A 19,378-nucleotide genomic window follows, 5' to 3' on the forward strand; every position below is an offset into this window, starting at 1 on the left:
AACAGGTATAAACTCAAATAATATAAATATTTTTCCTATAAATACAATCAATCTAAAAATGAACTATTTGATTAATAATCATATTAATTATGACAGTCATCAGGGGCTGTTATATACCGACGATATTAATAATGCCTTAAAGCTAACGACCACGCTAAATCGCTTGTTATTAGTCTTAGTGCAAAACAATCATGATATCGTTGACCGAGAAACCATATTACGTCGGGTTTGGGAGGAACATAACCAAGTTGTCTCTGATAATAACCTGAATAGTAGTGTTTCTGTACTTAGACGCCATTTATCTTCCTTTTCTGATGAAGAAATTATCACAACAGTCCCTAAAGTTGGGATTAAGTTTTCTGCTGACCTGAAAATTGAGAATGAGCGTGAGGAAATAAAGGATAATAATGACAAAGAATTGCTCACTACTGAGGTTGAACTAGGTTCTTCATCAAAAGCACCCGAAGGGACTCCCCCCCAAGCAAACGAAAATAAAAAAAACTACATGCTGAATAACCGGTATGTTGAAATCTCACTTATTGGACTCATTATTTTTTGCTTATTATACCTATTTAAAAGTTATTTCTTTGCAAGCCGAACAGAATATCCTGAAGTTGGTCGTATCGATCAATGCAGTATCCGCTACATTAATAGTTACCATAAACCCGATACAACAACCATCAGCTTTGCGACAATTAAAAATGAACTAACAAAATTAAACCTTGATTGTAAAAAGCCAGCAACTGTTTTTTATTATAACGTTGGTATCGTTGCGAATGATAAAAATTTATATGACAATTTCCTATTTTTGTCGTATTGCCCAACAATACCGAAAGAGAGAGCAACTGTGAGCTGTGAGAATTTTTATGTCAAATAAAGTATCAGCAAGAATGCTTTTTTTGTTTATTACATCTATAACTCTAGTTTTTATTAGCTTATATGTTCATCACATAATTAATACTCCTGTTATTCCAAATTGTCAGACAACCTTAAAAATAAATATCTCTGATCACCGTTCTACCTTAAAAGGATTTTACCTACTAAGTGTTATTCCTAATGAAAACAAACCTGACCAACACACATTCATCATGAATGGAAACATTAATGAAAATGGTAATAACTATACTATTTCACGAAAATTTCTGATGAAACATGAATACTTAGGTGACCATTTTTTTTTACGTGTTGACAATATATTTATAGACCCAGGTGATCAGGCTCAAGGAAAAATCAATATTCGGGGAGTCCCTGAAATGAATCAACTTTATTTTTTAAAAATAAAAAAATTAACCGATACAAGTTATATTTTTGAAGAAAATTTCTCTCCACTTTTTATTTGCACTCTGTAAATTCAAAAAAAAACCATAAAAAATGCATCAAATATTGATATTTTGATGCATTTTTTTTATTTCTAAACATCTCCAACCTTAAAATACCTTAAAAGCACAAACATTAAACATTTCACAGCAAATTAAATCAACATAAAAACATTAATAGACATTAAAAAAAACTAAATATCAAACTATAACTTTGAATTTAATTAAAATTAAAGAATTTTATTCCACTTTACACCTTAGAAGGATAAGATTTCCTCCGTCGAAATGACCCACGCTAAAAACGATTATGTTAAGCGTTCTGTGATTAGGACATTTGAAAATCCATTGATGGATACTGAACTTTATTCCTATGCCAGTACTTATATAAAGGCTTACTAGGGATCAAATATTTACTTATTTTTAAGGATGTAAGATATGAAATTAAATAAACTTTCCATTGCTGTTTTATTCGCTACTTCTGCTATTTCAACTTCTATCTTTGCTAGTGGTAATAGCGGTGAATTACATTTCAGTGGCCAAGTTGTTAATGCTCCATGTAATATTGAATCAGAAAGTACAAAACAAGAAGTTCCATTCGGTCAACTTTCTCGTGCATCTTTAGAAGCGGGTAATGCAGCGGAAAAAGATATCGCAATTAAATTAAAAGAATGTAATTTTGATGAGTTTAGCAAAGACACTGAAGGTAAGTGGGTTGCTGTTAAAGATATTAAAATTACCTTTGGTGGTAAAAACTATGTCGGTACTGATAAAGAATTCTTAGGTACTACTGGTACAGCTTCAAATATCGGTATTCAAATCAAAGATTTCAAATTTGATGAAGCTAAATCTGTTATGAATCAAATTCGTAATAAACAAGGTGAAAACGTTTTAGAATTTACTGCATTAGCTAAACGTGTTGATGGTACAACACCCGTTACCGAAGGTGAATTTAATTCTATTGCTGATTTTAAAATCACATACGAGTAATTTTTTTAGGGGAGAGAATTCTCTCCCCATAAAAGGCTCATTATGAAAAAAAATACTTATCTATGGATTGCCTTATTATTTAACTCGATTAACTCTAATGCGGCTAGCTCTAACCTTGGACATATTCAAGATGGTCTTCGAGGTGAAACAGTAATGCAAGGTTATATCGTTGCGGCACCTTGTTCAATTGAAACTGATAGTCAATATCAATATATAAATTACGATTATATTTCTAACTATAGTATAAATAATATAGAAGATGAAAAATTAATGCGAAAACCTTTCTATATAAAATTAAATAACTGTATTAGTGAATATGACAGCAGTAATCATAAAGGTATTAAAATTCGTTTTTTTGCACCGCAAGATACGTATTCTAATGCAATAAAACTATCAGGCCCAAAGCCTGGGGTTGTCCTATATATATACGATATTAACAATAATTTATTAATGCCAAATAAGCTCTATCCTATTTCTAATAATTACGTTTATTTTGATAAAAAGAGTAAAGAGAGCTTTTTAAAATATGAAACAGAATTGGGTGCAAGTAATAACGAAATTACACCTGGCGATTACTTTACCACAATTAAATTCAACGTTACTTACGATTAGTAAATAAACTCATAATTAATTTGATGAAAAAATCATGGTTAAATTTAATATTTACTCTTACATCATTGTGACTTCTTTTGTATCTTCAATCTCTTCGTTAGCCTATGCTGTCGAATTTAATACCGATATGTTAGATACGGAAGACACTCAAAATATTGACTTTAGCCAATTTTCTCAGGCTGGATTTATTATGCCTGGTATTTATCATTTAACCCTCAAAGTCAATAATGAGAGTATGGGTAGTGCACAAGATATCACTGTGATAGCGCCACAATCCCAAAACAATAATTTATTCGATACCGTTTGTGTTCCCGTTAATATTCTTGATCGTTTAGGGCTTACTCCAGACGCAATTAAATTAATTAAATATCGTGATGAGGGTAAATGCCTTGATTTATCTCCGCTTGAAGGTGCTTCATTAAATGTAGATTTATCAACATTAACGCTATCCATTTTAATTCCACAAAGCTATTTAGAATATACCGATCCCAGTTGGGTTCCTCCTTCACGTTGGGAGGAGGGGGTAAATGGGTTTTTATTAGATTACAACCTAACAGGTTCTTTAACGCGTCGAGATTCAGGTTCACGAGAATCGTACCTTTCTGCTAACGGAACAACAGGGCTTAATTTTGGTGCATGGCGTTTACGCGGTGATTACCAAGCAAACTATCGAAAATCGACAGGAAGCTTCAAGAACCAATATAGCGATGCCACATTTAGCCGATTATTTGCATATCGCTCAATAAAATCTATTGCATCTATTTTAACGTTAGGTGAGAACTACTTTTACTCTGCTATTTTTGATTCTTGGCAGTACACCGGGGTATCTCTTGAAACCGATGAAAATATGATGCCCCCTAAATTAACGGGTTATGCACCAGAAATTATTGGTATTGCTCAAACTAATGCCACGGTTATTGTCAAAAGCCATAACCGTATAGTTTTAGAAACAACCGTACCTGCTGGCCCCTTTCGTATCCAGACACTGGATAGCTCCATTCGTGGAACATTAGATGTGACTGTACGAGAAGAAAATGGTGAAGAGCAACAATTTAGCATTACCACCGCAGCATTACCCTATTTAACGAGACCAGGGCAAATCCGCTATAAATTTGCAGCGGGTAAACCACGTTTTAATGGCCGCCAGCTCGAAGGCGATTTAACTGCGTCGGGAGAACTCTCTTACGGGTTAAATAACCTTTGGTCTATCTATGGGGGATCCGTTTTATCAAAAAATTATCAGGCATTTTCAGCTGGCTTTGGCCGTGACCTGTTTTCATTCGGTAGCCTTTCGTTCGATGCGACTCAGTCACATGCTCAATTACTTGATAAAACATTAACTGGCCGAAGTTATCGACTTAGTTATTCAAAATCATTTGATGAAGCCAGAACTGACATTACATTCGCAGGGTATCGTTTCTCTGATGAAACCTATCGCTCTTTGCAACAAACGTTGGATGAACGACGTACAGGTAATGAAAGCCAAGCTCAAAAAGAAAGCTATCAAGTTAATATTAATAAATATTTTGATGATTTCTCATTGGGTGGAAACTACCAATATAATACTTATTGGAATAGTGAAACAGAAGAACAATACAGCTTATACCTAAGTACTCTTTTAAATTGGGCGGCTATTGGGCTAAAAAATATTAACCTGACAGCGTCTGCAACTCGTTCAAAAAGAGCAGGATATCAAGATGATGCGATCAGCTTATATTTCACTATTCCTTTAAGTCAAGGAAGTAGCGTCAGCTTTTCTGAAGGTTATACCCGCAACCAAAATGGCCAACACAGCTCAACACATAATATCGGCTATAGCGGATATAGTGAGCAGCGCAATTATAACTTAAATGTCGGTTATCAAACAGGAAGCCATCAGGATGACCAAACCAGCTTTAGTGGTTATTTAAACCAAAATCTTCCTTATGCCTCCATTTCAGGAAACGCAAGTTATGTCCCGAACGAATATCACAGTGTTGGGGGATCAATTAATGGTGGAATTACCTTAATTAAAGAAGGCATTGCCATGCACCAAGCCGCTTATGGCGGTACTCGACTCGTTGTAGAAACACCTGGAGCAGCTAACGTTCCTCTGAGTGGTGGCGTTTATCAAACTAATCACTTTGGACTCGCTGTATTGCCAAATGTGAGTAGTTATCGGAAAACCAGTGCATCTATTAATACCAGTAAATTACCAAAGGATGTTGAAGCATTAGAGACTGTCACCGATGCAACTTTGACTCGTGGAGCAATCGGATATCGTCGCCTCAACGTTATTCAAGGTGAAAAAACGTTCGCTCGCTTAAAGCTGGCTGATGACACTTATCCACCTTTTGGCACTAGCGTGCGTAATAGCAACAATATTGAACTCGGAATTGTTGGTGAACAAGGTATTACGTGGATTGTTGGTATCCAACCTAAAGACTTACTCAATCTCTATTGGGGAAATAAACACCAGTGTAGCGCCCATGTGCCTGATGTGATTAATCCTCAGGAGATTTACCCAACTATTATTTGCCGTTAATAAGAGAACTAAGATGAAATTGAATTCCCCTTTTTTATTACTTACTAGCGTATTCACGCTGACTATGAGTGTAATTTCAGTTACGAATGCTGCGGTTACACTTGATCGCACTCGTATAATTTTCGATGGAAATCAATCGTCTATTAATATTACGATCCGTAATGATAACCCGGAGCTACCTTATTTAGCCCAGTCTTGGTTGGAAAATGCATTAGAACAAAAATTGGAAACCGGCCCTATTATTGCCACTCCGCCGATTCAGCGCATGGAGCCCAAATCAACTAGCCTAGTTCGCCTAAGCACCGCACCTGACATTGCAAAGTTACCGCAAGACAGGGAATCCCTGTTTTATTACAACCTGCGTGAAATCCCGCCTAAATCATCAGAAGCGGGTGTGTTGCAAATTGCATTACAAAGCCGTGTAAAACTATTTTATCGCCCTGAAAACATTGTTGCACAAAGCAAAACAGATTGGACGAAACATATAACATTAACAACAACATCATCGGGCTATACGTTAAATAATCCAACACCATTTTATTTAACTGTAATTGGTTTAGGGAACAGCCAAAAACAATCTGAAGAAAGTGATTTTGACGCGGTTATGGTACCGCCAAAATCTAATCAAATGATTAAATCCTCCAAATTTTCAACACCTTACCTGACATATATCAATGATTATGGTGGAAAGCCTTCACTTGCTTTCAAATGCCAAGCTTCAAAGTGCAGTGTGACGGAATAATGAGTAAAAAATAGATAGGAGCAGAACAATGAAATTGAATTACCTAGCACTATGGGCTTTTGCTATACCTATTTTTGCTGAATCTGCTGTGCCTGTGACAACAGGCACGATATATGTCAATGCGCGTATTGTTACTGCTCCTTGTCTACCTAATATCTCATTAAAATTAAATGAAAGTACTTTAATTGCAGCAACCTATAGCGTGGAAATGCATTTTTCTCATTGTAGCAAACCAATACAAAAGCAAGCTTGGGCGCCGTTTACACTGAAATTAGGCAATAACCAATACGTGCTAACACAACCACGACGCAATAACACCATTTTATTCTCTATTCCTGCTAGTAATAAGATGCAACGTGTGGAAATAAATTATGACTAGATACTCAACATTATTATTTAGCCTTTTATTCCTAACATGGAATACCAGCTTTGCCAATAGCCTAACCGTTTACTTTGAGGGTGTGCTAGTGCCTCTTGGTTGTCGGCTGAGTGATGATGATACACAAAAAAAAATATATCTTTCTGGGCTACGTTTTTCTTCAATCGAAACATTAGGACGTTCAGATATGCAGCCATTTAAGTTGGATATCATGGACTGTTCTGCAATGGCTTTGAATAAAACGATCAAAATAACGTTAAATACCCAAAATATTGAAACACATAATGGTATTAATTATTTAAAAACCACTGGTGAATCTAATGTGTTATTAGCTCTGACTGATAGTCGTGGTAAAGAACTGGAGCTTAATACAACAATTGATGTCAGCACAGTTACTGAATCAGGTAAAGGATCCGTTAATACACTTTTATTTGGTGTTTATGCTCAAAAACCCTTTAGTACTCGTTTAAAAACAGGGGGGTTTTCCTCAACTGTTACTTTTAATCTTGATTATCAATAAGGAGAATTGAAATGAAATTCATTTGTTTTTCATTCCCTTTAATTAGCTTATTAGTTTCCTTAGGTACTCAAGCAGATGTGCTAATTTCTCTTTCTGCTAAATTGGTTCGGCCGCCATGTGTACTTACAGCAGAAAATGGCGAAAAAGAATTAGTCATTAATTTTCGAGAGGTGGCGCTAGACAGACTAACTGAAGAAAAACAGTCCTTTGGTATTCTCATTAAACAATGTGAACTTCGAAAAAATTTACAAGTTTACCTATCTCCTAGAGAAGGAAGTACTTTAACAATAAACAATGAAACCGTGCTTGCGACCTCTATTAATGGATTGGGTATTCGTTTTTCAGAAGAAAATAAAAGTAATGCGCTCAACCTTAATAAATGGGAAAGGATTGCTCCATCCGTAAGTGGTGATACAGGGAAAGTTGTTATTCAATCACAATTAGTCACTAATCAAGCTATTGAAAATCTCACTGCAGGGCCATTTAGTGCCGCTTTATCAGTGATGGTTGATTATCTGTAATATTGGGAAGTCTTTATGAAAAATATAAAAATATATTCACCATTACTTTTGTTACTACTCTTAATTAGCTTAAATTCCTATAGTGCGACCCGCTATTCAGGAAGTGGTGGTGGTTATAAAATGAGCTTAGTATCTAACAACTCCGTTGTTTCTAACACCCCAGCAATTGGAAGTGATAACAATAAATATTTTTTAATCGCTCCAGCAAATAGCTCCGGTATTGTTATTAATGAAAGTACATCTCAGCCTTATGGCTCTGTATATTGTACTGTGAACTTCTTACAAGGTAATTATTCCGCTGGTCTTCCTTGGAGCTACGCCTACCACCGTGTCTTTGCCTATATGCCAGAGGCAGGCTTTACTATTGGTGGGCTGACCGCATATAAAATAAACAACAATACATTTTTTACTCTTTATTCTGAGAATGGAATAACCAGTGGCTGGCGAAATATTTCAGGGAGAGGATGTTCTAATGAAGAAATGGGGCCATTAGCAACATCATTTTTTACTGTTCATTTTCCTTTTACCGTTAGAGTTTATGTCAAAGATATTCCTGTTGATGGAAAAATTGTTATTCCAAACGCAATGATCGCAGGTTATACACGATTATTCCAAGACTATGGAACTCCGACTATTTATGTACCTGCAGATAAAGCCACCGTTAAATTAGACCTTGCTACATCGGTTATCAATTATCCGTCAAATTGCCGTTCTAGTATTGATAATTTAAATATTGATCATAAAACACTGGATGCTTATGAATTTAATAGTAAAGAAACTCGTACTGTTACCTATACATGCGATAGAGTGCAGCCAGTTAAAGTAAAATTAACTTTAGACTATGCCACAGATAGCGATCCACAAAAAAGACTCCCTTTAAAATCAGGAAATAATACTATTTACTCTGAGCTTACACTTTATGATGAACAAAATAATCAAAGTGGAAAAACATTTGAAACAACAATAGATAAAGTAAAAAACATTGTGATTGAAAGTAAAGTTTCAGGTTATGACGCCGAACCTGGAGACTACAAAGGTAATGCTTGGTTAATCGCCACATTTATTTAATTTAGCGGTAAGTGTACTATGATAATAATATCCCGCGCACTATTTATTGGTATCTTTATTGTTTGGCACCTTGCTAGTCTTATTTATATCGATAGCCTAGGAAGCCTAAGACAATCATTGCCACAAAACATTATTAGTTGGTTATCTATTTCCTTGACAATATCTATTATTGCATTTACTGTTTTCTATCGAAAAATTAAAATAATCATTACATTACCTGCTATTTGCTACTGTTTGTCTTTAGCCATTCTAATGATGGGATCAATATCTTATCAGGGAGAAAATAATAGCATTGATTTTTGGTATTGCTCTGGTATTACTGTTGGCGTATTACTCTATATTGCAGGGTTACAAGTGAGAAAAAAATGGTTAATACAATCATTTTGTATTTACTGTTATATCACTATTAGTGTAGTTCAAGCCTTTATCACTGCATATCAATATATATTTGAAGCAGATATTTTTTATCTTGCCTCTGGTATGCGGTCAAATGGATTATCACAACAAGTCAATATATTATCAGTTAACATGGCGACTGCATGCTTATTATCTCTAATGACTCTTGTATTATCACAATTTTCATTGTTGTCTGAACGTTATGAAAAAATTAGGGTTGTATTACTAGGAATTTGTATTTTGTTTTTCACATTAACTTTAGTCGTTCTGCAGTCTGTTATTGCTTGGCTAAGTTTTACCGTTTGTGCCTTTATTTTCATTTGCCTTTTTTACAAGAAAAACCCTCTGCGTGTTAGCTCTAGTTATTTTATTATTGCTGTAGCAATTTTTATTGGAATTTATCTAATAAGGCTATGCCCTCAGTATATTGCAACTGACATTATGAACCAATTCCATTTAAAACAAATGTTGCGTTTTTCTATTACTTTATTCTTAGAGAAACCTTATGATGCATGGGAGCAGTCTTTTTTATTTGAAAACAGTTATGAAAGAACAGCAATTCCTTTTTTTAGCCCTAAAATGTATATTGTCCCTCATCCACATAATGAAATATTACTCTGGCTGATGACTGGAGGGTTCATTAATTTGATTTTTTTATCTTTATTATTAACCGGAGGTATCTATGTCGTATTTCAATCTTTTATAAAATATAAAATTAACGGAAATGGTTACCCATTGGCAATCATTCTATCAATAACCCCTATTATTATACATAATCATGTTGAATACCCTTTTTTACTTTCTGTATTACACTGGGGGATCGTCATATTATTTCTATCATTCTCAGATGCCGCTTTCGCATTAGAAGAACAATCCCTATTTTATATTAACAAGCAACTCTCTTATTTATTCAGCTTTATTATATTTATTATTGGATTGGGTGTATTTATTATTGGGCTATTTCTATTTAATGGAGAGAAATCTTTTTATGCACAGGGTAGTTATCATAACGAAAGCATAACAATTCGAGTATCGAGTTCAATTAGCTTAGAAAAAAATAACGTATAAAAAAACATAAATAAACCTTATTTTCACTCAAGTAGTGTTATATTAATCAGGACAGTATTATGAGAATATATCAAACTGAAATTTCAAACACCTATATAGGACTACAACTTCGTAAGCGCCGCTTGCAAATGGGCTGGACAGCACACACTTTAGGGAAAAAGTCGGGATTAAGCCAACAGCAAATTTCCCGTTATGAACGCGGTACGCAGAATTTTACGATTCATCGACTATGTATATTTGCTAATGTACTGCAGTGTGACCTAGATTATTTTCTTGAACAGAATATCTATGAGAGCCATTCCCTTGTCGATATAAATCTTTAAGCACTGTTTAAGCAGTAAAATCTGATTTTGTCATAAAGCAAGATCAGATTTTCTTTATTCTAACCTCACTTTCATTCTTTTCTGATTGCATAAACGATAAGGCTCTTATATTTTTAACTCAAATCACTGATCATGGGTTAAAAGATACCAATATGACCATCACACTTATCGTTGTATTTGTTTTACTCTTATTGGCCATAGGTTGGGGGATCTCTATCTATAACCGCCTGATCAATACCCGTAATCAAGTCAGCAATCAATTTGCCAATATTGATGTTATTTTAAAGCAAAGAGCAGATCAGATTCCTCAGCTAGTCACTATTACGGAAAAAGCGATTGAACATGAACAAACGTTATTTACCTCATTAAGTGATGCACGCCAACGCTATTTCAATGCCCAAAATATGAATGAAAAAATCGCAGCATCGAATGAAATGAACCGTGCACTGGGTAACCTTGTAGCCATTGCGGAAAATTACCCCACCCTCATTTCTGGTGAGCAATTTACCCAATTACAAATCGCTTTAAGTGATGTTGAAAATAAAATAGCCCAACGACGTGAAGGCTTTAACGACGCAACAACAGAGTATAATACTGCAATACAAATGTTCCCTGATAGCCTAATTGCCAATGCCTTTCGTTTTTCAGCACTGCCATTACTTGATATTTCTGAAGATGAAAAAAAATATCAAGGCGTCCAGTTTAAATAATGTCAGCCTAAAGGTATTAATGCGTGAATATGTATTTTTTACTCGGAGCCGCTATTGGTACTTTCATTTTATTTATCGATAACAAGTTCTCGGTAAATAAAAAAGTAAACTGGGGAATTATTCCTTTTATCAGTGTTGCTTGTGGCATGTGGTACTCACTCTCACCTTCCACCCGTGATTATGTCAGTATCATTTATTATGTCGTTGTACTGGTCATCACCTTTTTTATTACTCGTAGTGTCGTCAGTTCTAGCAAAGTAGCCTATCAACGTTATCAACGCTTACAAAATGAAGGCTCATCAAAGTTTAGTGCGTTTCTTAGAGTCCTTGTAGGAATGCTGATCGCCACTTGCCTATTTGCTGGGTTCTTTATCGACATGCGCGTATTTTTTATCGCATTTGTCTTAGCCTTCGTATTTAAAGCAATTGAAAATACACCAACCAAGCGCTTCTTAAAATTTCAGAAAAACCTAGCCACCTCTAAAATACGCTCAATGGCGATGGGACTTGTGGAAATTGAAGGGAAAATCACAACGGGTACTGTCATTAAAAGCCAACTAGGTAATAAAAGCTGCTATGGTTCCTTTTATTTTGAATATTCCATATCAAAAGATAAAGACGGTAAAAAAAGCTATACCTTACAAAGTAGTAAATGCAACATGCACAGTTTTACCCTAACGGATGATACGGGTTCTGTTAAAGTAGAATGTGACCCTGATTATTTCGTTTACCCGGGCTTAGAGCCGCATATGGATGTTGAAAGCGGTAATCGCCGTTACACAGAGTATTTACTCGAAGCAAACCGCAGTTATTTATTAATTGGTACAGCAGACGCTAACGAAAAAGGCGAATCAATTATTATACGTAAAGCACCTCATATGCTATTAGGCGTCTCCCCCTCAGACTATGTCGTTCGTTGGAACAAAACAGGTCCATTACGTCGAAATTTAGCTATTACCGCCATGATTGCACTTTTTCTGATTGGTGTGATTTTAGTTACGCCAATGGATTATCAAAACGGGCAGCTAAATATGCATTTCGACCAGATCGCATTATTTGATGGTAATGACTAACATGGAAAAGCTTATTTTTTTCATCATCATTGCGGTTATTAGCTATATTTTTATACGCTATCTTATTAATATTTATAATAATATTGTATTTTTAAAAAGCAATTGCCATAAAGCGTTTGCTAATATTGATGTATTGCTAAAGAAGCAAATTGAATTAGTGCCGGTATTAACTCACATTGCAGATAAAGCGATGGCACATGAAAAACAGCTGTTTAGTGGATTGATTGCCAGCCGTCAGCGCTATTTATCCAGCAGCGCGATCGAAACCAAAGTCGATATTGCGAATCAACTGCCAGCGAAAATAAAGCCACTGCTCGCGGTTGCAGAAAACTACCCAACACTAATTAGTAAAGCAGTCCTAATGGAATTACAAACCCAAGTAAAACATATTGAAGACCAAATTGCAGACCGACGTGAATTTTTCAACCAAACCGTCACACTCTACAATACGGATATTCATGTTTTCCCCAATCTTATTTTTGCCAGATTATTTCGTTTTAAAGATATCCCCCTACTCTACTCTAAATAATTCGAGTTGCAGGTAGGCGACAAAGGAAGATAGGCCGATGAGCATACACGAGTATGTGATTCGGCTAGCTGAGTGTGGTCAACACCCTTGCAACTTGAAGTATGACGAGTATATGGTAAACAGGAGCGTTTATAATGATAAGTATCCCTTTCTCTTGGTTTGGTTTCACCGATTGGCTCATTGAACAAGAGGCAGGGCTTATCATTATGTTTGCGACATTCGGTACACTACTTTTAACGGTTGCCGTCCTTATCATCCTCAATATATTCGGGTTAAAAAAGTACTCGCTCTACATTGCAGGTGCTTTATTTTGTTCCGTTTTCATTAGCATGATGGTCATGATCCCACTGTTACTGCTTTTTAGTATTGAAAATTCAATTAAGTTGCAACTTGTCTGGTTGGTGATCGTTGCCAGTTGCTTAATTTCATTTTTAAGCAACCGACACTATTTAGATATCTACTTCAATTCCATTGCAAAGAAAGCGAATAAAGAAGTCAAAAAAACAAAATAAGAAACGTAAAAAGTAGTACCGGGTCTATTTATATTAAACTCGCTCTGTTTCTAATCGCTGCATATAGCGGTAGTGCGAAAATGTCACTAACAGCGCAATAAAGGCAATTAACGCCCCTAATATAAACCCACCGGAATAGCCTACCGCTGCGGTTAAACCTACAAGCATCATTGAACTGGCTAATTCACCAATATCACGGGTACTTTGTACTGCAGTCATATCAGTACCCGCTTGCTGATAGCGCGATGCAAATTGCATCCCGGCCGTCATTATCGCGACTGATGTGATCCCCGCAGATAACGAACCAAACGTAATACACAGTGCAACTAAAGAAATAGAAACACCATTAGCCGATTGCAACAGCCATAACAATGAAGATAACAAAGCAAATAACAGACCAAATGAGAAAGCCCGCCACACACCGATTTTACCGATTAACCACGCTCCACCACCACAGCCTAGGACTAATGTGACCATCCCCCCTGCCATGCCCATTTTACCAATTTGCGCTAATGACCAACCCGCATCATTTAGGAATAGTTTGGCTAAACCAAAGCCGGAAACAGCCGTCACCGCAGAAAGCAAAGTTAATAACAATAAACGCGGAGCACCACGACGTTTTACCGTCTTTAATAGGCTCGCTTTTTCGTTCATTTCCTGTGTTATTGATGGCGTTTTTAATGGACAGACACTAATAAACAATAAACTGAGTAACGGCACGCAGGCTAAAACCCCCAAAGCAAGGTGTTGGCCTAAACTTTCACTCATGATCATCAACCCTGCGCCACCAATAAAAAAGCCCGCCATCACCCCTGCTATCTGTACTGCATTGATCTTTGATAACATTGTGCCACTGACCTGCTCCGCAGCCATACCATCTGTTGCAATATCTTGGGTAGCACTGGCAAGGGAAGCGGCAAACAACAATACAATGCAGGGTAAAGCATTCTCAACCGATAACCCGATGGTGCTTAGTGCGAACATCGTTATCGTGACAATAATTTGCATTGGAATAATCCAACTTTTACGGCGACCTAAACGGTTCCCCCAATGGTTATCAACAAACGAAGCCCATAAAAATTTCACCACCCATGGCAAACCGACTAATGGCAAAAAAGCTAATGCTTTCAATTCGCCTCCATCATGGCGTAAAAAAGTAGGCAATGCATCCATTGCTATCCCCATCGGTATCCCTTGCGCAAGATAAAGTAACCCCAATGTCACCACTAACTGTTTATTTTGTAATAGATCTTTCATACTCACTCCGCGCACGCTTTGCTGTGCCTGACAATTTTCGACAACCGAATAAAATACATAAAAGCCCTATTCCGCCACATAACAAAACGAGATTGATACGAGAAAAAGGCAACGAACTAAACAGATAGGAGGCTATAAATGCGAATAGCAACAAAGCAGCAGAGAATAAAAGGCATGCCTGCAAGCTCAACTGTGCATTTTTGCAGGGTAAACTCGCTATACAGGCTATCCCCCAGCCCATAAAAAAGTGTATTGGTAGCAAAGCAGTGAACCATGGTATTAGCGCTAATAGTGCGCATGCGGACAACAGCAATCCACCACAACTGCCCACAATGAACCTTGCCGCTAGGCTATAATTTCTTTTCCAACACCACATGGCGAGGCCGACAGAAACCAATATCAGCCCACTCACCCCTGCGATAAAATGCAGATAACTCAATGTATTACTTATTTTAGGTAACCATTGATATTGCCCATAGTGCAAAGGTTGGATGGCGATAAAAGCACGTGTCCAAATACCTTGCTGTGCAGAATCCCGCACTGCAACTAACTGGCGCTTTTTACTATCAAATTGATATTGTTCAAAGTTAGAGGTAGATAACTGTCCATTACGCACACCGCCAATCACCCACGTATCACCTTGCTTGAACAAGGTTTGAGGGATAAAGCTAGGGACTGTTTGCTGTAATGCGCTGATTGCCGCAGTAATCGAGCTTTCAGCCACGGGAACCGGTGTTTTCAGTGGTTTAAACTCGCCCATCAAGGTTTTCATGATAATTTGTGGATTATCCGGAGCAGCCCTTTCACCAAGGGAAACCGTTCCTAGCGCCCCTAGGCCTGATAATGCTCCGGTAAACGCAAATAAAACCAGCCACGGATAACACCATAGGCCAAGCCAGCTATGTAAATCATGGAGAAATACTCTCAAGTGTGTAACACGCGGCAAGCGCACCATTGTGGATATTCTGCGGCGTTGTATCACTAGCCCTGTGATTAACAAAACGGCGAATGCAAAACCAAATAAACTGATAAAAACTCGCCCAGGAAAATCCATAAATAAGTTTTTATGTAATGTTACTAGCCACATTGTCGGGCTGTTTAAGACAACCAATTCACCGTTAATCGCGCTATAGCTTAATTCACATCTTCCCATACCTTGGCAAAAAGTGATCTCAGGATTATGCTGCTCAGGCAGCTGGATCATGGTTGCACTTGGTTGCAACGCAAGAAGCTGTTCGAGTGGTAATAACTCACCTGAAAGTGGCACATTGTTCCACCATAACCGCAATGCATCACTACCTAAGCTCCAACACCCTGTGAATAGGATCACAAACAGAAAAACGCCAAATAGCGCCCCCGCACTGCGATGTAATTGGTCTAAACGACGAGTGAGAGGCTGTTTATGCTTCATACCCACCCCGCCATCATTAAAAAAAGCGGCAATAGCCACCAGCTATAGCTACGTACTAATAATTTTCGCCAATTTAGTGCACTGAAGTTATAAACTAATAATCCCATCGTGATGATAACGCTTAGAAATATTGCACCATATACGCGTTCGAGCGGATCTGCTGATGGATAAAAACGTGCTATCAACATAGATAGCACGATCCCACCGAACAACGTGCCAATAACTGCTAGGCAACTGACTAATTTCATTAAAAATCAGCCTTCAATGTAAACATTACATTACGTGGATCACCATAGCGGTTATTCCATTGTGGAGAGAAGAGTCCTGAGTAATAACGACGGTCGAACAAGTTATTAACATTAACCGCTGCCGTCCATGTCTCATCGATTTGGTAACCTAAGCGGGCATTAAAAATGGCATACCCACCTTGACGCAAGGTTACATTACCATTGCTAGTGCTGTAGGCGCTTTGCGCTTGCATACCACCGCCCAAGCTCCATTTGCGCTCATTCCAAGGTAGGTCATAGTTAGACCACACGCGTAGCATATGACGAGGGGTTAAAGTGTTATAAGACTCCCCTTGGTGCTGGCTGTCATCACGGTATTTCGTATCCGTATAGGTATAACCCACCGATACATCCCAAAATGGGGTCAGATAACCAATACCTTCAAGCTCAAAACCTTGGCTACGAACTTTACCACCACTAATGAAATAGTTATTAAAGCCCCCTGTTGGGTGTGCAGGATCAATTTGTGGGTTATTTTTAATATCAATTTGGTAAATAGCACCTGATAGGTTTAATCCGCCGTTGAATAGCGCGCCTTTGACACCCGTTTCAAGCGTTTGCCCTTCAACAGGCTTGAGCATTTTTCCGCTCCACGTTTTTCCTGTTTGTGGCTGATAGACTGTTGAATAGCTGCTATACCATGACCATTGCGGCGTAAAATCCCAAATCACACCACCGTAGGGAGTAAGGCGGCCATTTTCGGTGAAGTTTGCTGTTGGTGTTTTGACATCCCACCAGCTATCACGCACCCCCGCAATAACAGTAACAGGTTCGATCACTTTGATACGTCCCATCCCGTATAGACCCTTTTGCGTCGTTTTGGTTGGCCCTGCGGAGCTATAAGCGCCAACATTAGGTTTTGGTACACTGTGAGGGTCCCAACGATACACGTTCACTGGCACATTTAAGGCGGGGTCTAAATCTGCGCTATATTGCTTTTCACTGGCATGTGAGTAACTTGCACCGACAACTACATCATGGGTTAACCCCCATGCGTCTACCTTACCGTTTAAACTGGTATCTAAGCTGGTTTGTTCGTTACGGAATTTATACGCTCCCCCCATTAACATTGCACCATCACCGGTTACAGGGTCGATATTTCCCCATGCTCCTGCGTACAATAATCGGGCATTTACATGTTGATACTCTGCGTTAAGCTTATATTGCCAATCATCATTGATTTTATGTTCAATACCCGCAAATGAACGGGAGGTATCCCACTTGAAGCGGTCCCAATCCACATCTAAATAGGTTTTACGTGGTAGATGTAAATCACTGCCATCTTTACCGAAAGGAACACCTGCCATATTGGTAACAGAATCAATTGTTTGGAATTGTGCCCCCATACGCAGTAAAGTATCTGGGGTAACATCGATGTCAACAGTACCGTACATCAACCGTGTTTGTTGGTCAGAAATATCATAAAAATAGTCTTTATCTTCCCATGCCATGACAAACCGCCCACGCACTGAACCTGATTGATTCAGTAGGCCCCCAACGTCCACTTCTCCACGATAACGATCCCAACTTCCCGCACTTAAGCTCAACTTGGCCATATTTTCTTTTGGCGCATGTTTTCTTACCATATTGACGGTTGCGGCGGGGTTTCCCATACCATGTAAAAGGCCGTTCGACCCGCGAAGAATTTCAACCCGCTCATATACCGCCATATCTTGAGGAGAACTGGCCATGTTACCTAATAGAGCTGGCACACCATCAATTTCAAATGAATCAATCTGGAAGCCACGCACATAATAAGCCGTTGTTAACTTCACATAGGGCGCACTGGTTACCCCTGTTGCACGTTGCATGACATCATCAAGCGTTTGTAGGTTTTGTTTTTCAATTTGCTCTCTATCAATCACGCTAACAGATTGCGCCACTTCCCGTGGTTTGAGTGCAATTTTTCCGAGTGTTGTCACCCCCGGTGCAACATAGTCATCATCAATCTCTGAAGATGCGGTCACTTGTATAACATCCTGTTTCGGTTGCATAGGTGCTGCATTCACCATCGCAGAGCAACTCACTGTTGCACACAAAAGGGCACAAGGTGTTAAGCGGAATTTTCCGCGTGACTTAATGTTATAAACGGACAGCATTTCCCACCCTAAAAAAGTTAAATGATAATTGTTATCAATTTAACAATTAATGTAATGGGATACTTTCGACTGCCGGAATTTGTCTATCGTTATCCGGCTACACACTGTTATTTTTTGAGTTGATTAGGTGAAATGCCAAAACGTTTGCGAAATGCAACGGAGAAATGAGCGGGGGTATAGCCGACTTGGTAAGCCACTGTTGAGATATTTGCATCATTCATACTCAATAGCTGGAAAGCTGTTTCCAAACGGGTCTCCTGCAACCAGCCATAAATACTATTGCCAAATAATTGGCGAAAGCCTTGTGTGAGCTTACGGGTATTGACCCCTAACCGTTTAGCCAATTCATCTAAACTGGGTGGGGATTCCATTTCCTGAATCAATATAGTTTTTGCCATATGCAAGATATCAATATCTCTCTGGCGTAATACGCTCATAACAGGCGTATTTGTATGAGATAGCGAATGATGTAAGCACAGTGCCGTAATTTCAGACACTTTAGCGCTTAAATAAAGTTGGCGTAATGACGAATGAGTCGGGCAAGCAAATAACTGATGAGTGATCGCCAGTACACTCGGTGGAATAACCAACTGTAATAGCTTTGGGGAACGAGGATGATAACAAGTATCTGGTAAACTTAATTGTTGCATTTCCAACCATTCAGGAGAAATATCTATCATGGTGTATTTCATGGTTTGCTGGCCATAAAATTGATTATTCAATAGATAATTTTGCGAGCTGCTCGATAAAATCAAAGAAGGTGAATTGACTTCAACATTTTGTCCCGCGCTACTACGGCAACCCATTGCTCCTTGATGGATAGCCACAATTTTGAGCCCAGCGGCTTGTTCTTCTTCAATACCTAAATCACGGTTAATCAGAAACTCACCGCGGCGGATCCGGATAAATTCACCAACAGATTGTTCTTCACGGGCTGAATGTGCTTGTGTGAATTTATCTTCAATACGCTGCTGCATAGGGCTCTTACCTAGACGAATAAATAAACAGTTATAGTGGCAAAAAAACACCAAGATAACAATAATT

General features: G+C 38.0%; 21 protein-coding genes. 16 read left to right on the forward strand and 5 right to left on the reverse strand.

Features of this window, described 5'->3' with window-relative positions; all coding sequences use genetic code 11:
• The first annotated feature begins 58 nt into the window (after positions 1-58).
• The 16 genes from PSE72_RS10340 (at position 59) to PSE72_RS10415 (ending at position 13,280) form a co-directional block, all read left to right on the forward strand.
• Positions 59-877, forward strand: a complete 819-nt coding sequence (locus PSE72_RS10340; protein WP_115166678.1) for a winged helix-turn-helix domain-containing protein — start codon at positions 59-61, stop codon at positions 875-877.
• The gene (locus tag PSE72_RS10345; RefSeq protein ID WP_115166677.1) at positions 867-1,349 is read left to right on the forward strand and encodes a hypothetical protein; all 483 of its coding nucleotides are present in this window, start codon (positions 867-869) and stop codon (positions 1,347-1,349) included. The genes PSE72_RS10340 and PSE72_RS10345 overlap by 11 nt, the downstream gene beginning before the upstream one ends.
• A 402-nt stretch (positions 1,350-1,751) precedes the next feature.
• Positions 1,752-2,303 carry a fimbrial protein gene (locus PSE72_RS10350; protein ID WP_115166676.1) on the forward strand — a complete coding sequence of 184 codons (552 nt, stop codon included), beginning with the start codon at positions 1,752-1,754 and terminating at the stop codon, positions 2,301-2,303.
• 42 nt (positions 2,304-2,345) lie between these two features.
• Complete coding sequence (locus PSE72_RS10355) at positions 2,346-2,915, forward strand: fimbrial protein (RefSeq protein WP_115166675.1); 570 nt, start codon at positions 2,346-2,348, stop codon at positions 2,913-2,915.
• Between the two features lie 34 nt (positions 2,916-2,949).
• Positions 2,950-5,439, forward strand: coding sequence for a fimbria/pilus outer membrane usher protein (locus tag PSE72_RS10360; protein WP_115166674.1), 2,490 nt, complete (start codon positions 2,950-2,952; stop codon positions 5,437-5,439).
• A 13-nt stretch (positions 5,440-5,452) separates the two neighbouring features.
• The gene (locus PSE72_RS10365; RefSeq protein ID WP_109911929.1) at positions 5,453-6,181 is read left to right on the forward strand and encodes a fimbria/pilus periplasmic chaperone; all 729 of its coding nucleotides are present in this window, start codon (positions 5,453-5,455) and stop codon (positions 6,179-6,181) included.
• A gap of 28 nt (positions 6,182-6,209) precedes the next feature.
• Positions 6,210-6,560 carry a hypothetical protein gene (locus PSE72_RS10370; RefSeq protein ID WP_109911928.1) on the forward strand — a complete coding sequence of 117 codons (351 nt, stop codon included), beginning with the start codon at positions 6,210-6,212 and terminating at the stop codon, positions 6,558-6,560.
• On the forward strand, positions 6,553-7,080 hold the full coding sequence (locus PSE72_RS10375; RefSeq protein ID WP_102139511.1) for a fimbrial protein: 528 nt from the start codon (positions 6,553-6,555) through the stop codon (positions 7,078-7,080). The genes PSE72_RS10370 and PSE72_RS10375 overlap by 8 nt, the downstream gene beginning before the upstream one ends.
• A gap of 11 nt (positions 7,081-7,091) precedes the next feature.
• A complete protein-coding gene (locus PSE72_RS10380; RefSeq protein WP_004905345.1) occupies positions 7,092-7,601 on the forward strand; it encodes a fimbrial protein in 510 nt (169 codons plus the stop codon).
• Positions 7,602-7,616: 15 nt separating this feature from the next.
• Positions 7,617-8,669: an adhesin gene (locus tag PSE72_RS10385; RefSeq protein ID WP_198641866.1), complete on the forward strand. Its 1,053-nt coding sequence runs from the start codon at positions 7,617-7,619 to the stop codon at positions 8,667-8,669.
• A gap of 18 nt (positions 8,670-8,687) precedes the next feature.
• Positions 8,688-10,133, forward strand: a complete 1,446-nt coding sequence (locus PSE72_RS10390) for an O-antigen ligase domain-containing protein (protein WP_254178904.1) — start codon at positions 8,688-8,690, stop codon at positions 10,131-10,133.
• A gap of 59 nt (positions 10,134-10,192) precedes the next feature.
• Positions 10,193-10,456, forward strand: coding sequence for a helix-turn-helix domain-containing protein (locus PSE72_RS10395; RefSeq protein WP_115166673.1), 264 nt, complete (start codon positions 10,193-10,195; stop codon positions 10,454-10,456).
• Positions 10,457-10,608: 152 nt separating this feature from the next.
• Positions 10,609-11,166 (forward strand): LemA family protein, encoded by a 558-nt coding sequence (locus PSE72_RS10400; protein WP_115166672.1) that lies wholly within the window; start codon positions 10,609-10,611, stop codon positions 11,164-11,166.
• 29 nt (positions 11,167-11,195) lie between these two features.
• On the forward strand, positions 11,196-12,239 hold the full coding sequence (locus tag PSE72_RS10405) for a hypothetical protein (RefSeq protein ID WP_198641899.1): 1,044 nt from the start codon (positions 11,196-11,198) through the stop codon (positions 12,237-12,239).
• A 1-nt stretch (position 12,240) separates the two neighbouring features.
• Positions 12,241-12,768 (forward strand): LemA family protein, encoded by a 528-nt coding sequence (locus PSE72_RS10410; RefSeq protein ID WP_272690957.1) that lies wholly within the window; start codon positions 12,241-12,243, stop codon positions 12,766-12,768.
• 134 nt (positions 12,769-12,902) lie between these two features.
• Positions 12,903-13,280 carry a hypothetical protein gene (locus PSE72_RS10415; protein WP_198641865.1) on the forward strand — a complete coding sequence of 126 codons (378 nt, stop codon included), beginning with the start codon at positions 12,903-12,905 and terminating at the stop codon, positions 13,278-13,280.
• Positions 13,281-13,313: 33 nt separating this feature from the next.
• Here PSE72_RS10415 and PSE72_RS10420 read toward each other — a convergent pair whose 3' ends face one another.
• The 5 genes from PSE72_RS10420 to PSE72_RS10440 form a co-directional block, all read right to left on the reverse strand.
• On the reverse strand, positions 13,314-14,537 hold the full coding sequence (locus PSE72_RS10420; protein ID WP_004914377.1) for a RhtX/FptX family siderophore transporter: 1,224 nt from the start codon (positions 14,535-14,537) through the stop codon (positions 13,314-13,316).
• Positions 14,515-15,948 carry a PepSY-associated TM helix domain-containing protein gene (locus tag PSE72_RS10425; RefSeq protein ID WP_004914379.1) on the reverse strand — a complete coding sequence of 478 codons (1,434 nt, stop codon included), beginning with the start codon at positions 15,946-15,948 and terminating at the stop codon, positions 14,515-14,517. The genes PSE72_RS10420 and PSE72_RS10425 overlap by 23 nt, the downstream gene beginning before the upstream one ends.
• Positions 15,945-16,196: a hypothetical protein gene (locus tag PSE72_RS10430; protein ID WP_109911920.1), complete on the reverse strand. Its 252-nt coding sequence runs from the start codon at positions 16,194-16,196 to the stop codon at positions 15,945-15,947. The genes PSE72_RS10425 and PSE72_RS10430 overlap by 4 nt, the downstream gene beginning before the upstream one ends.
• On the reverse strand, positions 16,196-18,334 hold the full coding sequence (locus PSE72_RS10435) for a TonB-dependent siderophore receptor (RefSeq protein WP_109911919.1): 2,139 nt from the start codon (positions 18,332-18,334) through the stop codon (positions 16,196-16,198). The genes PSE72_RS10430 and PSE72_RS10435 overlap by 1 nt, the downstream gene beginning before the upstream one ends.
• A 107-nt stretch (positions 18,335-18,441) precedes the next feature.
• Positions 18,442-19,311 carry a helix-turn-helix transcriptional regulator gene (locus tag PSE72_RS10440; protein ID WP_004914388.1) on the reverse strand — a complete coding sequence of 290 codons (870 nt, stop codon included), beginning with the start codon at positions 19,309-19,311 and terminating at the stop codon, positions 18,442-18,444.
• Between the last annotated feature and the right edge of the window lie 67 nt (positions 19,312-19,378).

The sequence above is a fragment of the Providencia sp. PROV116 genome (assembly GCF_028482485.1).
Lineage (GTDB): Bacteria > Pseudomonadota > Gammaproteobacteria > Enterobacterales > Enterobacteriaceae > Providencia > Providencia rettgeri.